This is a genomic window from Novilysobacter antarcticus, assembly GCF_019802285.1.
GTDB classification, from domain to species: domain Bacteria; phylum Pseudomonadota; class Gammaproteobacteria; order Xanthomonadales; family Xanthomonadaceae; genus Novilysobacter; species Novilysobacter antarcticus.
In genome coordinates this window covers 497567-511167 of the sequence record NZ_JAIEUJ010000001.1, presented here as the reverse complement: position 1 = coordinate 511167, position 13601 = coordinate 497567, and the positions used below count along the sequence as shown (strand labels likewise).

The 13601-nt window shown below is 64.0% G+C and carries 15 protein-coding genes; 6 read left to right on the top strand and 9 right to left on the bottom strand.

Annotated elements, in window-relative coordinates; genetic code table 11:
- Positions 1-49: 49 nt before the first annotated feature.
- Complete coding sequence (locus tag KZ491_RS02425) at positions 50-943, bottom strand: acyltransferase (protein WP_222564256.1); 894 nt, start codon at positions 941-943, stop codon at positions 50-52.
- Positions 944-1078: 135 nt separating this feature from the next.
- Between KZ491_RS02425 and KZ491_RS02420 the strand changes: the two genes are divergently transcribed.
- The 5 genes from KZ491_RS02420 to KZ491_RS02400 all read left to right on the top strand — a co-directional run bounded on the left by KZ491_RS02420 (position 1079) and on the right by KZ491_RS02400 (position 5695).
- Positions 1079-2239, top strand: a complete 1161-nt coding sequence (locus KZ491_RS02420) for an SPFH domain-containing protein (RefSeq protein ID WP_222564255.1) — start codon at positions 1079-1081, stop codon at positions 2237-2239.
- Positions 2240-2260: 21 nt separating this feature from the next.
- Positions 2261-3574, top strand: coding sequence for a TFIIB-type zinc ribbon-containing protein (locus KZ491_RS02415; protein WP_222564254.1), 1314 nt, complete (start codon positions 2261-2263; stop codon positions 3572-3574).
- A complete protein-coding gene (locus KZ491_RS02410; RefSeq protein ID WP_222564253.1) occupies positions 3571-3834 on the top strand; it encodes a hypothetical protein in 264 nt (87 codons plus the stop codon). The genes KZ491_RS02415 and KZ491_RS02410 overlap by 4 nt, the downstream gene beginning before the upstream one ends.
- A 63-nt stretch (positions 3835-3897) precedes the next feature.
- Positions 3898-4914: a glutathione S-transferase family protein gene (locus KZ491_RS02405; RefSeq protein ID WP_222564252.1), complete on the top strand. Its 1017-nt coding sequence runs from the start codon at positions 3898-3900 to the stop codon at positions 4912-4914.
- A 58-nt stretch (positions 4915-4972) separates the two neighbouring features.
- On the top strand, positions 4973-5695 hold the full coding sequence (locus KZ491_RS02400) for a pirin family protein (protein WP_222564251.1): 723 nt from the start codon (positions 4973-4975) through the stop codon (positions 5693-5695).
- A gap of 71 nt (positions 5696-5766) precedes the next feature.
- Here the strand turns inward: KZ491_RS02400 and KZ491_RS12710 are convergent, their stop codons facing one another.
- The 7 genes from KZ491_RS12710 to KZ491_RS02370 all read right to left on the bottom strand — a co-directional run bounded on the left by KZ491_RS12710 (position 5767) and on the right by KZ491_RS02370 (position 12060).
- Complete coding sequence (locus KZ491_RS12710) at positions 5767-5898, bottom strand: DJ-1/PfpI family protein (protein ID WP_343225513.1); 132 nt, start codon at positions 5896-5898, stop codon at positions 5767-5769.
- A 14-nt stretch (positions 5899-5912) separates the two neighbouring features.
- Positions 5913-6260, bottom strand: coding sequence for a hypothetical protein (locus KZ491_RS12705; protein WP_246606465.1), 348 nt, complete (start codon positions 6258-6260; stop codon positions 5913-5915).
- 91 nt (positions 6261-6351) lie between these two features.
- A complete protein-coding gene (locus KZ491_RS02390; RefSeq protein WP_246606464.1) occupies positions 6352-7185 on the bottom strand; it encodes a hypothetical protein in 834 nt (277 codons plus the stop codon).
- A gap of 88 nt (positions 7186-7273) precedes the next feature.
- On the bottom strand, positions 7274-8602 hold the full coding sequence (locus KZ491_RS02385) for an MFS transporter (protein ID WP_246606463.1): 1329 nt from the start codon (positions 8600-8602) through the stop codon (positions 7274-7276).
- Between the two features lie 122 nt (positions 8603-8724).
- The gene (gene putP / locus KZ491_RS02380; protein WP_222564249.1) at positions 8725-10218 is read right to left on the bottom strand and encodes a sodium/proline symporter PutP; all 1494 of its coding nucleotides are present in this window, start codon (positions 10216-10218) and stop codon (positions 8725-8727) included.
- Between the two features lie 201 nt (positions 10219-10419).
- Positions 10420-10704 (bottom strand): hypothetical protein, encoded by a 285-nt coding sequence (locus tag KZ491_RS02375; RefSeq protein ID WP_222564248.1) that lies wholly within the window; start codon positions 10702-10704, stop codon positions 10420-10422.
- 156 nt (positions 10705-10860) lie between these two features.
- The gene (locus KZ491_RS02370; RefSeq protein WP_246606462.1) at positions 10861-12060 is read right to left on the bottom strand and encodes a cation:proton antiporter; all 1200 of its coding nucleotides are present in this window, start codon (positions 12058-12060) and stop codon (positions 10861-10863) included.
- A gap of 153 nt (positions 12061-12213) precedes the next feature.
- Here KZ491_RS02370 and KZ491_RS02365 point away from each other — a divergent pair, with 153 nt between their 5' ends.
- Positions 12214-13002 (top strand): alpha/beta hydrolase, encoded by a 789-nt coding sequence (locus KZ491_RS02365; protein WP_222564246.1) that lies wholly within the window; start codon positions 12214-12216, stop codon positions 13000-13002.
- Here KZ491_RS02365 and KZ491_RS02360 read toward each other — a convergent pair.
- Positions 12986-13561 (bottom strand): hypothetical protein, encoded by a 576-nt coding sequence (locus KZ491_RS02360; protein ID WP_222564245.1) that lies wholly within the window; start codon positions 13559-13561, stop codon positions 12986-12988. The genes KZ491_RS02365 and KZ491_RS02360 overlap by 17 nt on opposite strands.
- Between the last annotated feature and the right edge of the window lie 40 nt (positions 13562-13601).

The window sequence follows — 13601 nt, the reverse complement described above, 5'->3', positions numbered from 1 at the left end:
ACGCAAGGTCGCTATCTGCGATGCCGTTCGGGTCACGGCCTCGGATCCCTCAATCGCGATGGACCTCGTCCCCGAGCAACGCCGCAAGGTCCTGATCCTTCTCCAGCCACAAGCTGTTGATCCAGCGTTGGAAGCGGATACGAAACGCGCGGTCGTTCTTGTAATCGCCTCCCAGCAAGTCTACCGGGATCGCGCGCTGGCGCACCTGCACCTGGATCACCGGCACGCGGTCAGCCATCAGGTCCATCATCGATGGTCGACCGGCGGGATAGGCGATGGTGATGTCGAGGATCGCGTGCAGCCCCTGCCCCATCGCGTCCAGCACGAAGGCCACGCCGCCGGACTTGGGTTTGAGCAGGTGCCGGTACGGTGAGCCCTGCTTGGCGTGCTTGGCCGGGGTGAACCGCGTGCCTTCCACGAAGTTCATGATCGACACCGGGATCTCGCGGAATTTCTCGCAGGCTCGGCGGGTGGCTTCGATATCCCGCCCCGCCAGCTCGGGGCGACGCGCAATCTGCTTGGGCGTATGCCGACCCATGAAGGGGAAATCCAGCGCCCACCACGCCAGCCCCAGCAACGGCACCCAGAACAACTCGCGCTTCAGGAAAAAACGCAGCAACGGGATGCGGCGGTTGAACACTTTCTGCAAAACGATGATGTCGACCCAACTTTGGTGGTTGGCCAGCACCAGGTAATGGCCGTCGCGCTGCAGGATTCCGTCCTGCCTGACCTCAAAACGCGTGCGGGAAAACCGGCCCACGACCCAGCTGTTGATCCCGATCCAACTCTCGGCGATCCCAGTGAGTACGCGGTTACTGGCCTTGCGCACCCGGTCGATGGGCAGCAGCGCCTTGATCACCGCCACCATCAGCAACGGCACGACATGCAACACGGTGCTGATCGCAACCAGCACGAAAATCAGGGTGACGCGTATTGGAGCCATGGGGGGGCGGGACGTTTGAGGGGATAGGTATTGTGGCTGCAAACCGGCGTGGCCGACTCGAGCGCTTATGCGGGAATGTATAGTTCGGCGGGAATGGCGGGTACGGTACCCGCTGACGAATCACGGAGAGTTGGCATGGGTCTTGTGCAGGCAGTGGTGGGTGCGGTTGGCAGTGCGCTGGCGGACCAGTGGAAGGACTTCTACACGATTCCGGATGGCTTGCCAGCCACGGCGGCCCTGTTCGCAGCGGTACCGCGTGGCACCAATGCCGGGCGCGGCTCCAATACCCGTGGCTCGGAAAACATCATCACCAACGGCTCGAAGATCATCGTTCCCGAAGGTTACGGCCTGCTGCTGTTCCAGGATGGCGCAATCACGGGATTCGCCGCCGAGCCGGGCGGCTACGAGTGGCGCTCTGACCATCTGGACTCCAAGTCGATCTTTGCCGGCGACGGCATCGTCAGTCCGCTGATCAAACAGAGCTGGGAGCGTTTCAAGTTCGGCGGCCAGCCGGGTTCTCAGCAGGCGGCATTTTTCGTCTCTCTGAAGGAGTTGCCGGAAAACCGCTTCGGCACCCAGTCGGAAATCTACTGGGACGATGGTTTCCTCGGCACCCAGGTCGGCGCGGTCACGCGCGGCTCGTACACGCTGAAGATCATCGATCCGATCCTGTTCGTGAAGAACTTTGTGCCGGCGCGCTACCTGCAGACCGGTCAGGTGTTCGATTTCACCGACCTCGACAATGCCGCCGCCGGCCAGCTGTTCAACGAGGTCGTGGGCTCGCTCGCGCCCGCCTTCAGCCGATACACCAACGACCCCGACAAGGGCAATCGCATCACCAAGCTGCAGCAGGATTCGCTCGGTTTCGCCAAGAGCCTGTCCGATGCGGTGGAGGACGGCTATCAGTGGAGATCCGATCGCGGTCTGGCCATCGTCAAGACCGCCATCGTATCGATCGAGTACGACGAGAACACGCGGGAACTGCTCAAGACCGTGCAGCGTGCCGATGCATTGGCGGGTTCGCGCGGCAACTCCAACCTGCAGGCCAGCGTTGCAGCTGGCATGCAGTCGGCCGGGGAAAACAGCGGTGCCGCCGGAATCATGGGCCTGGGCATGGCTTCGGGAATGATGGGCGGCATGGGCAGCCTGCAGCAGCCAGCAACGCCCGCCGCGCCGGCTGCCCCGGCGGCTGACGATCCGATTGCCAAGCTGACCAAGGCCAAGGAGATGCTGGATCTGGGACTGATCACCCAGGCCGACTACGACGCAGTCAAAACCAAGGCGTTGGGCCTGTAAGCCACGACCTCGGAAGCGCCCATGTCGAAGTCTGATACTCCGTCGCCGCCGGTCCCTCCGGTCACCGGCCCCGGCTCACCCCGGGACGTGCCCCCTGCCCCGGGCAGCTTCCCGATCGATCCGGACACCCTGCCCGATCCGATCCGCGCAGAGGTGCTGGCGCCCGACCCGGTGGCCATTGACACCGCGGCCGAGGAGCTCAAGGACGGCCTCAACCGCTGCCCGAAATGCGGTGCGACCGAGATCCAGCAGAAACCAGGCACGGATCTGCTGATCTGCCTGTATTGCCGCAACGAATGGCATGCCGCGCGGGTCGAGGAGGAGTTCGGGTTCGGCGAGGGGCTGGACGAACTCGAGGGAACGATCATCGCGTCGGGTGCGCAGAACATCGCCGCCGACGCTGCGAGCCTGATGACGTTCAAATGCGCTGGCTGCGGGGCCGAGGTGACCATCAACACGGCGAACGCGATGACCGCACGGTGCCACTGGTGCCGCCACGTCTTCGGCGTCAACGAACAGGTGGCCAACGGGGCCGTGCCAGACGCGGTGTTGCCCTTTCACATCAAGAAGGACGACGCGGTCGCGCGCATCCGCCAGTTCGTGGACAAGCGGCGCATGTTCGCGCTGAAGGCCTTCAAGGACGAGTTCACCCCGGAGAACGTCATCGGGGTGTACCTGCCCTACATGATCGTGGACGGCAAGGCGAGCGTGGACGTCGCCGGCCAGGGCGAGATCGAGACGCGGCGCTACACGCGCCAGAACGGTAAGCAGAAGACGACGTATTACGATGCCGACGTCTATCAGGTGGAGCGCCACGTCGACTTCACCGTTGACGACCTGCCGCTGGAGTCCTCCACCGAGCGCGGCAACCTGGACAGCGCCGCCAACACCAACAACATCATCAACACGATCCTGCCGTTCGACACCAAGAACGCGGTGAAATGGAACGCGTCCTACCTTGCGGGCTTCAGCTCGGAGAAGCGCGACCGCGACGTTGACCACCTCCACCCGCGCCTTGAGGACCAGCTGCTGTCGATTGCCCGTGCGCAGATTGAGAAGTCGGTGGGCCGCTACGATCGTGGCGTTCGCTGGGACGAGGAGGACGTGCAGGTCCACGGGTCGCGCTGGGTGTCGATGTACCTGCCAGTGTGGCTGTATTCCTACCAGCAGCCCGGCAGGAACGGCGGCATGCTGCACTACATCGCGGTGAACGGACGCACCGGCGAGACCATGGGCAGCGTACCGGTACAGCAGTGGAAGCTGTTGCTGGCCGCACTCACCGTCGGCACCTTCATCGAAGGCCTTGCCGTCGCATTTCTGGTATTCGCATCATGAGCGACGACAGCGGTCTCTGGCTTCTCTCCCTCGGCCCGGCGGGTGCAGTGGGACTGTATTGGGCGCTCTACCGGTTCTACCGCAATACCGACAAATCGCACGCATTCGAACTCGAGACGGCCGTGGAGGCCAAGCCCGTGACCGGCTCCGACCATAAGATCAACGAGGTCAAGGGCACCCAGCAGACACGCATCAACGGGGACAATGTGCGTGCCTACCGCAAGCGCGTGCGCCGTCTGCGCCGTCGCGATCACGGATAGCAGCGCCGCTTAACGGAGCACCCGCTACCCTGAACCTCTTGATGGAAACAACGCGAGGCAACCATGGGACTTCTGGTAGACGGGCAGTGGCACGACGAGTGGTACGACACCGAGGAAACGGGCGGGCGCTTCGAACGCTCCAAAAGCCAGTTTCGTAATTGGATCACCACTGACGGCTCCGCCGGTCCCGCCGGCAAAGACGGCTTCAAGGCCGAAAGCGGCCGTTACCACCTGTACGTCTCATACGCCTGTCCGTGGGCCCACCGGACGCTGGTGATGCGTGCGTGGAAGGGTCTGGAGTTGCATGTCGGCGTGTCGGTGGTGCATCCGCTGATGATCTCCAATGGCTGGGAACTGCGCACGGATTTCGATGGCGCCACCGGCGACCCGCTGTACGGATTCGACAAGACCTACCAGCTGTACCTGAAGGCCGACCCGCATTACAGCGGACGCGTGACGGTGCCCATCGTGTGGGACAAGCAGCGCGAGACCATCGTCAGCAACGAGTCCGCCGACATCATCCGCATGTTGAACAGTGCGTTCGACGGGATCGGCGCGCGTCCTGGCAACTACTATCCCGACGACCTGCGCGCAGAGATCGACCGCATCAACGAGACGGTTTACGAGAACGTCAACAACGGCGTCTACAAGGCAGGATTCAGCACCAGCCAGGCTGCCTACGACGAGGCGGAGACCGCGCTGTTCGCCACGCTCGAGGATCTGGAGCAGCAGCTCAGTGAGCGCCGTTACCTGCTGGGCAACACCTTGACCGAAGCCGATCTGCGGCTATGGACGACGCTGGTGCGCTTTGACGCCGTGTACGTGACGCACTTCAAGTGCGACCGGAAACGCATCGCCGATTATCCGAATCTCAACGGCTTTCTGCGCGATATCCACCAGATGCCCGGCGTGGCCGAGACCGTGCACATGGACCACATCCGCCACCATTACTTCCGCAGCCACCCGACGATCAACCCGCACGGCATCGTGTCCGTCGGTCCGGATCTGGATTTCAACGCGCCGCACGACCGCGAGCGCCTGGGCAAGCTGGAGATCCGTGACGCGCAACGTCCCGCGTAAGCGGTGAATGCCACGGAAGGAACGGCTCCAGAACCTCCCTCAGAGAAGGAGAAACAGCATGATGCAAGTACGCAAAGCGGCCGACCGTGGCGTCGCCGAGCATGGCTGGCTGAGCTCGCGCCACACCTTTTCATTTGCCGATTACCGCAATCCGAACGAGGTTGGCTTCTCGGACCTGCGCGTGATCAACGAGGATCGCGTGGCCCCGGGCCAAGGTTTCGGCACCCACCCGCACCGCGACATGGAGATATTTTCCTACGTCCTGGAAGGAACGCTGGCGCACAGCGACAGCATGGGAACCGGGTCGAAGATACTGCCCGGCGACGTGCAGCTCATGAGCGCCGGCACCGGCGTCACCCATAGCGAGTTCAACGCATCCAATGATGAGCCGGTGCACTTCCTGCAGATCTGGATCATGCCTGCCCACACCGGTGGCAAGCCGGTGTATCAGCAGCAGCACTTCAGCGAAGCAGACAAGCGCGGCCGGCTGCGCCTGATCATCTCCCCCGATGGCGAAGACGGGTCGCTGCGCATCCAGCAGGACACCCGCATCTATGCCGGCCTGCTCGACGGCGACGAAAGCGCCACACTCACGCTCGAAAATGACCGCCACGCGTACGTCCATGTCGCACGCGGCAGCGTAGCGCTCAACGGCGAGAAGCTGGAAGCCGGCGACGGCGTACGCATGCGCAAACCCGAAACACTGACCCTAGGCGGCGGCAAGGATGCCGAGGTGTTGGTGTTCGACCTACGCCCGCACGAACTTCCGAGGATGCCGTAAGCGCGAGGAACGACTCTGGGCGGTGTCCAGTGCGCAAGGCACGTGGGTTGGCACCGTCCTGGTCCTCGAAATCAGGGCGACCGGCGATCCTCGTGACGCCCTTCGGCAAACTCCTCGACGATCTTCTTGCAGAACGCGGGCAGATCATCGGGATTCCGGCTCGACACCAGGCCTTTGTCGGTGACCACTTCCTCGTCGACCACGTCCGCGCCGGCGACTACGGCCTCGCCTGGGGCGCCAGCACCAGCTGATGGTCGGCGCCTTCGCACACAAGTATTTCCCCGTCGGCGGTGACGGTGCCGACCGCATGCGCGCGCGCTCCGACAGCCAGGGACGCGGTGTCGACCGAAGTGGCCTTGCACAGGTTCCATCTTGCCGGCAGTTGCACTGAGATCCGCCCGTATTCCGCCGTATCCAGCATCACCACCGCATTGCCGTCATACGTCCACGGCTGCATGTCGACCGCGGCGATGGTCCCATCCACACTGGCCTGGCTCCCCTCCACCAGCGCGGATCCGGACTGCGCCGTCGTGCTCGCGCATCCCACGGCGGCGAGCAAAACCATAGTACAAGCCGCGCCCAAGGTGAGAAAACGAAACTGCGTGGCCATTCCGGACTCCAGTTGAACTGAGAGAAAGCGCGACTGTATGGGAGCGCTAACCGTAACGCGCTCGATGCCGATTGAGCGTACCCGCCACCTTTTCCAGTGCGGCCTCCATTTCCTTGGCGAAGCCGCCGGCTGGCAGGTCGCGAACAGCCGAATGCGCCGCGCAGACAACCGGGGTGTCGGCCCACCGAGCGGCAAGCCCACGCGCCCACGCGGCGTAGGCGTCAGCGGCACCCGCGGCCGGAATCAGCGCGCGCGACAGCATCGGATGCATGCGCAGGGATGATTGGGGAAACAGCGGCCGCAATAACCCCGGCGCCGCCATGACGTTGAGCGTGTCATCGACGTGAACGATCCCACTTTGGCGATGGCGCACCAGCACCGACGCCACGTGGACGCGCTCATCGTCAGTGACGAACCCGACACCGTCTGGCACCGAGAGATCGAACACATCCGCCAAAGGATGATCCTCGCCCCACTCTTCCACCGGCGCGTCCGACCATGGCAACCTCGGCGCTTTCTGGCGATGTCGTGCGGTGCCATACAGCGTCGCCGCAGGAAACAACCGCTGGGTCGCCTCCACGTGCAGGGTGTGGAACGGGTGGACATGCACCACCGCATCGACGAGCTCCCCCCCGCCGGTGAGCGACAGCATGGCCTCGCGTTCGGCATCGTCGGGATCGCAACCGTCCACGATCACAAAGCGGCCATTGCCCCGCTTCACCAGCGACATGTGCGTACCGATATCCAGCACACCCGCGACGCGGTGGACACCACGGATATTCCAGAAGGTTTCAGCGAGCTTTTTCATGCGCGAAGCATAGGCCCGCGGTGTGAAGACGACCCACACCCTGTTCGACTCTGGCCGGATTGCGCGGGGCATTGCACGCCCGCGGCGAAATCACGTCGCTGCAATGATGCGCTGGGCCGGTAGCCAACGCGCCATTGCCACGGCCAACAGCCGCGCTAACTCAGGTCACCCGCTCCCCCGCCGCGACCCGCGCAGCCGTCATGTGGTTCGGATCGGGCTGGATGAGCAACCGTAGGCGGCCTTGCTCCCGACTCACCCGCAACTGCCGATGCCGGGCCAGATAGGCGACCGCGACTCCGGCCGCGGCAAGACCCGACAGCGCGCCCACGCCCATCGCCCAGCGCGCCCCGAATCGGTCCACCACCCACCCCACCAGCGGCGCACCCAGCGGCGTGCCGCCCATGACCACGGCGATGCGCAGTGCCAGCACACGGCCGCGCATGGTGCGCTCGGTGGTGAGCTGCATCATCGAGTTGCTGGCGGTCATGAAAGTCAGCGCGGCCAGGCCGACAAAGAACAGCACTACGGCAAACAGGATCGGACCGGGCATCACCGCAGCCACCACCATGCTGATGCCGAAAGCAGCCGCCGAGACCGCCATCAAGACCATCCCGGGCAACGGTCGCCGGGCCGACAGCAGTGCACCGGTCATGGTCCCAACCGCCATTGCGGAGGTCAGCAGGCCGAACTGGCTCGCGTCGCCGCCGAACTCCTTGACCGACATGGTGGAGATGAAGATGGCGAAGTTGAAGCCCAGCATGCCCAGCAGGAACAGCATCACCAGCACGGCCATCAGGTCCGGCCGGTTCCACACATAGCGGAACCCGGCCAGCACGCTGCCGCGCGAGCGTTCCGGCCGGGCCTCGGTAAACAGCTCGTGCACTCGAATGAACCACAGCGAGACCAGCACTGCCGCGTAGGAACCGGCGTTGATCACAAACAGCCAGCCTTCGCCCACCGCCGCGATCAGGATGCCCGCCGCAGCAGGGCCCAACATGCGCGCCGCATTGAACGAGGCCGAGTTCAGCGCCACCGCGTTGGCCAGGTCGTCGTCACTGACCAGATCCGATACGAATGCCTGCCGGGCCGGTGCATCGAACGCGGTCACGCCGCCCAGCAGCAAGGCGAACCCATAGACGTGCCAGAGCTGGACGAGTCCGAGGAGGGTCAGTAGGCCCAGTCCAAGAGCCAGCAGTCCTGAGGCGGCCTGGGTGGCGATCAGCAGCTTGCGCCTGTCCCAATGGTCCGCGACAAAGCCGCTCAGGGGCAGTAGCAGCAGCGGCGGTCCGAACTGCAGGGCCATCACCGTACCCACTGCGGTGGCGTTGCCATCGGTCAGCACGGTCAGCACCAGCCAGTCCTGGCCGATGCGCTGCATCCACGTGCCGACGTTGGATACCAGTGCGCCACCGGCCCACAGCCGGTAGTTGAAGATCCTCAGCGAGTGGAACATCTGGTCCAGATGGCCGCCTACCACCATCTCAGGCATCCGGCGTCAGCGTTGGCCAATCTCATTCCGCACCGGCATTGGCCAGCTCCATGGACGAGGTCAGCGTTCAGGGTGCCGAGCTGGCAATCAAAGCAACGCGAAACCCGTCTCGTCTGGGGAAGTCAAACCTCCGGCAGCGCGCGAAATTCGTCTTGGCCCTGCGTTGCCAAGCTGACGAAATAGATCGCGGCCCAGGCGGCGGCGAAGCCCGGGATGATCTCGTAGATGCCGGCTGCACCCATAAAGCTCACATCCCAACCCATCAGAATCCAGCCGATCACGGTGGCCGCACCGACCACCAGACCGGCGACCGCTCCGGTGCCGGTCATCCGAGGCCAGGTCAGCGAGAGCACGATCAGGGGCCCGAACGCGGCGCCGAACCCGGCCCACGCGTGGCTGACCAGGTCCAGGACCTTGGAATCGGGATCCCATGCCAGGAACGCGGCGACGATACCGACCAGCATCACGCTGATGCGGCCGACCAGAACGGTCTCCTTGTCGCCGGCGTCCTTGCGCAGGAACAGCCGGTAGAAGTCCTCGGTCAACGAAGACGACGCGACCAGCAGCTGGCTGGAGATCGTGCTCATCACCGCGGCCAGCAGCGCCGCAAACAGGAAGCCGGTCACCAGCGGGTGGAACAGCAGGTCCGCCAGCACGATGAAAATCGTCTCGGGGTCGTCGACCACCAGGCCATTGCGGAGCGCATACGCCCGACCGAAGATACCCAGGCTGATTGAGCCCAGCACCGAGATGGCCATCCACGACATGCCGATGTTGCGCGCACGGGGTACGTCCTTGACCGAGCGCAGCGCCATGAAGCGCACGATGATATGAGGCTGGCCGAAATACCCCAGCCCCCAAGCGATCGCCGACAGAAAGCCGATCACCGACAGACCGGAGAACCACGACAGATAGTCCGGTCCCAGCACCGCCAAAGTCTCGCGTGCCTGAGACAGTCCGCCGCCGCCAGGACCCATCAGCACCACCAACGGCATGATGATCAGAGCCAGCATCATGATCACACCCTGCACGAAGTCGGTGAGACTGACCGCCAGAAATCCTCCGATGACGGTGTACGCCAGCACCACGCCAAGCGTCACCGACACGCCAACCGCGTAGTCACTCATCGAGTCGAACTGGATCACCGCGCTGAAGGCGCTCTGGGCGAGCTTGCCGCCTGCCACCAGCCCCGATGCCGTATAGACCGAGAAGAACACCACCACGATCAACGCCGAGACCACGCGCAGGGCCATCGCCCGGCTGGGAAAGCGGTTGGACAGGAATTGCGGGATCGTCAGGCTGTTGTCGTAGCGCTCGGTCTGCTCGCGCAGACGCGGCGCGACCACGATCCAGTTCACCAGCGCGCCAAAGGTCAGGCCGATCCCGATCCAGGCCGAGACCAGACCGCTGACGTACAGGGCACCCGGCAGGCCGAGCAGCAACCAGCCGCTCATGTCGGATGCGCCGGCGGACAGTGCCGCAACGGCCGGCGAGAGCTTGCGTCCGCCGAGTGTGTACTCCTCGGAAGACGAGGTCGAATTGCGGTACGCGTAGAAGCCGATCCCGAGCATCAACGCGAAGTACAGGCCCAAACTGATCCAGACACCAATCGCCATAAAACCCCATTGTCAACTGCGGCGGGCAGGCGCCCGCAAACGAGTCAGTCAATCACATCGCGTCCACGCGACGCAAACGCCTGCGCGGTGACTGGTGGCATCTCCGATCCGGCGACGCGCTGCTTTGTTCAGATCGATTACGGGCCGTGGGAGCGGCTGGACGACGACGCGCGGTACTTTTTTCGCTCGCAAGTTCCACATTCAATCCAGTCTTTCGATCTCCCGTGCAGCCAGCGACGCCGCGGTCTCCAGCGTGTCCGCGTACCGCTTACGCCCCGGTCGGGCATCGTTGGTCGCCGCCTCAAGTCCATGCACGTACGCCTCGAGCAATTCACGTGCGTTGTATTGGTCGGCGAGACTCGAAACGGTGTTTGCGACCTCATTCCTGAGGTGCCAGTCGACGCTGACCCCTGTCTCGGCCTGATTGGCAAGGTCAATGACTCTCAGAAAATGCGGCGTAATCAGCCCGACGATTGTTGTTCTCAACTGTTCAACCCGATGTGCACTCAATGGAGACGATAGCGCGATGCGCCGCCGCGTCCGAGAACTTCGCAGATCCCCGCAAAGCGAGCCAGCTGAAGATGCCATCCACCGCCACGGGATGGCGCCTATCAGGTGGCGCCCGACAGCCAAGCCCTGCTTTTACTTTGACCGGAACACGACCTCCCTCATCCGCGCCAGCTTCGGCGTAACCACAGGGATGGTCAGCATCGTGCTGGCCACGGCCATCAGCAGCAGCGCGGTGAAGGTCTCGTTGGTGATGATCTGCTTGTCGAGCAGGATGTTGGCGAAGATGATCATGATCAGCGCCTTGGTCTGCAGCAGCCAGCCGATCAGCGAGGCTTCGCCCGGTTGCCATTTCAGGACCCTGCCGGCGATGTTGGTGCCGATCAGCTTCCCGGTGACCGATGCGACCAGCAGCACCGCCGCAGCGATCAACACCGCCGTGCCGCCAACCTCCCAATTCGTGCGCAAGCCGGTGCTGAGAAAGAACACCGGCATCAGGACGAGCAGCACGTTACCGCGCAGTGCGTCCATGTCAACCTGCTTGAACCAGTGCGAATCCATGCTCACGCCGGCAAGGAACGCGCCGACCATGTAGTGCAGCCCCGCCCAGTCAGCGCCCAGCGCGCAGGCCGCGAGCCATATGGGTCCGCAATACCAGCGGTCACGCTCGGGAATGCGCACCATCAGCCGGCGGAACGCGTAGCCGACGACAAGGAAAGCGAGCAGAAAGCCGGCCTGCTTCCCGACCCGATCCCAGTCCATCAGGATCAGGGCGAGCACGCCCCAGATCGCTATGTCGTCGATGCTGGCGTAGCGCAGGATGCGCTGGCCGATCGGCTGCCGCAGGATCTCGATCTTCTCCATCAGCAGGATCAGGATCGGCAACGCCGTCACCGCGCATGCCATGCCGATGCCAAGCACGAACTGCCACGGCTGACCGTTCGGCCCGACCCATCCGGGGAACATCAGCATGCCGATGGCGGCGGCGCTGCCGAAGGCGAGCGGTACGCTGAGCGCGAGGCCGGCGGTGATGCCGCTCTCCTTGCGATGCTGCCAGGCCTGATGCAGGTCCAGCTCGATCCCGGCGATCCACACGAAGACCATCACCGCCCACCAGGCCACGCCGTTCAACCCGTCGATCACGGTGGGGTTGAAGACGAACTCGTAGTACTCGGGGAACGCCGCGCCGAGCACTCCCGGCCCGAGCAAAATGCCGGTGATGATCTGCACCACGACTAATGGCGCAAAGTAGTCCGTGCGCCCAAGCCGCCAGATCAGATAGGGCACGCTGAAAATGATCAGCAGTGCGATCAGGTAGATCTCGGTGGTGCTCATGGACTGCATGGCTGGGGTGTCTTTCGGCAATTCGTGTCGTGGCCGACACGGCGGTCAGAGTCTACTTTCAGTGCGGCGCCAAATCTGCCGGGGCAAGACGTTCATGACCGGCTTTTCCGCCTCCCTACCCCCACCCTTCACAGGCACGCCACCATGACCCGATCCCGCCGATTACTCGCCCCAACACTGGTTGCGTGTCTGCTGGCTATGGTCGGCTGCGCCGCTGGCGGCGATGTCACCCAGCCGGTCCCCACCACCTTCGTCGCGGCACCGCAGCCGGCGCATCGGCTGGTGGTGATGTTGCCCGGGCGCGGTGACAGCTTGCAGAAGCTCACGGACACCGACGTTGCGGGGATCATCCAGCAGAGCTGGCCCGATGCCGACGTGGTGCTCACCGGGCTCACCATGCCGTTCTACCGGCAGGGTCGCGCTGTCCAGCGGCTGCACGACGAAGTGATCGAGCCTGCCCGACGCAAGGGGTACGAGCAGGTGTGGCTGGCCGGCATCTCGCTCGGCGGGATGGGCGCACTGCTGTACGACAGTGAGTACCCCCACCAGATCGACGGCCTGTTGCTGCTCTCACCGTATCTGGGCGAGGACGCGATCCATCAGCAGATCCGCGACGCCGGCGGTCTTGCGGCATGGCAGGCGGGACCGCCACAGACGGCCGGGCCCGATACGTTCCAACACGAGCTGTGGCGCTCACTGCAAGCCTGGTCAGGACGCCCGGAACGCACGGACTCGACCTGGGTCGCGTACGGCGCCGACGAACCATTCCGACATCCGATTGAACTGATGACGCCGCTGCTGCCAGACGATCACGTCATCGTCCTGCCCGGCAAGCACAACTGGAAACTGTGGAAGCCGGCGATGCGCGCGCTGCTGGACCGGACGGAATTGGATGCCGGTGATTCCAGACCTGCCGTTAAAGCCGAGCCGTGACTTTCTCGGCCAGCGATGAGACGCCGGCACCGGCCTCCTCTGGCGTTACCGGCACGGGGGTATCGAACGCCACCAGGCTGAGTGCGAGGCTGATGGACTTTCCGTCGTCTCGCAGCGCAATCGCCTGCGCGCCGTTTACGAGGAATGCTTCTTTCGCGAAAGCCATCGGCTCCATCTTCACCCCGCGATAGCTGGAATAGCTTTCCTTCTTCGCGAGATATGCCGCTTCATCGCCGGCCTGCAGGATGAGCTGCCCCTCGGGAACTTCCGCGATGTAGTAGGTGCAGCTGCCGCCCCGTTCACCGTGACCACTATTTCGAGTCACCGTGAGCTTGCCTGCGAACGCGGCGGCGATTTCATCGGCAGAAAGCAGGTCGCAGTCACCCTGCGGTGTCGGTGCGCTGTCGCCCATGACGGACTCATTTGGCGTGGGCGTTGACGCTGCCGCTGTCGCCGATGCCATGCCATCAGCCGCGGACGTATCAGTCGAAGCGCCGCCGCCCGAGCAGGCAGCCAGTGCGAACACGCATAGCGACATTATCGAAATGGATACTTTCATGACGTCCTCTCGCGCACGGTGGGCATGACCGAGTGTACGG

Coding starts and splice junctions, on each gene's coding strand:
- KZ491_RS02425 (WP_222564256.1), bottom strand. CDS start 943: ATGGCTCCAATACGCGTCACCCTGATTTTCGTGCTGGTTGCGATCAGC.
- KZ491_RS02420 (WP_222564255.1), top strand. CDS start 1,079: ATGGGTCTTGTGCAGGCAGTGGTGGGTGCGGTTGGCAGTGCGCTGGCG.
- KZ491_RS02415 (WP_222564254.1), top strand. CDS start 2,261: ATGTCGAAGTCTGATACTCCGTCGCCGCCGGTCCCTCCGGTCACCGGC.
- KZ491_RS02410 (WP_222564253.1), top strand. CDS start 3,571: ATGAGCGACGACAGCGGTCTCTGGCTTCTCTCCCTCGGCCCGGCGGGT.
- KZ491_RS02405 (WP_222564252.1), top strand. CDS start 3,898: ATGGGACTTCTGGTAGACGGGCAGTGGCACGACGAGTGGTACGACACC.
- KZ491_RS02400 (WP_222564251.1), top strand. CDS start 4,973: ATGATGCAAGTACGCAAAGCGGCCGACCGTGGCGTCGCCGAGCATGGC.
- KZ491_RS12705 (WP_246606465.1), bottom strand. CDS start 6,260: ATGGTTTTGCTCGCCGCCGTGGGATGCGCGAGCACGACGGCGCAGTCC.
- KZ491_RS02390 (WP_246606464.1), bottom strand. CDS start 7,185: ATGCCCCGCGCAATCCGGCCAGAGTCGAACAGGGTGTGGGTCGTCTTC.
- KZ491_RS02385 (WP_246606463.1), bottom strand. CDS start 8,602: ATGCCTGAGATGGTGGTAGGCGGCCATCTGGACCAGATGTTCCACTCG.
- putP (WP_222564249.1), bottom strand. CDS start 10,218: ATGGCGATTGGTGTCTGGATCAGTTTGGGCCTGTACTTCGCGTTGATG.
- KZ491_RS02370 (WP_246606462.1), bottom strand. CDS start 12,060: ATGAGCACCACCGAGATCTACCTGATCGCACTGCTGATCATTTTCAGC.
- KZ491_RS02365 (WP_222564246.1), top strand. CDS start 12,214: ATGACCCGATCCCGCCGATTACTCGCCCCAACACTGGTTGCGTGTCTG.
- KZ491_RS02360 (WP_222564245.1), bottom strand. CDS start 13,561: ATGAAAGTATCCATTTCGATAATGTCGCTATGCGTGTTCGCACTGGCT.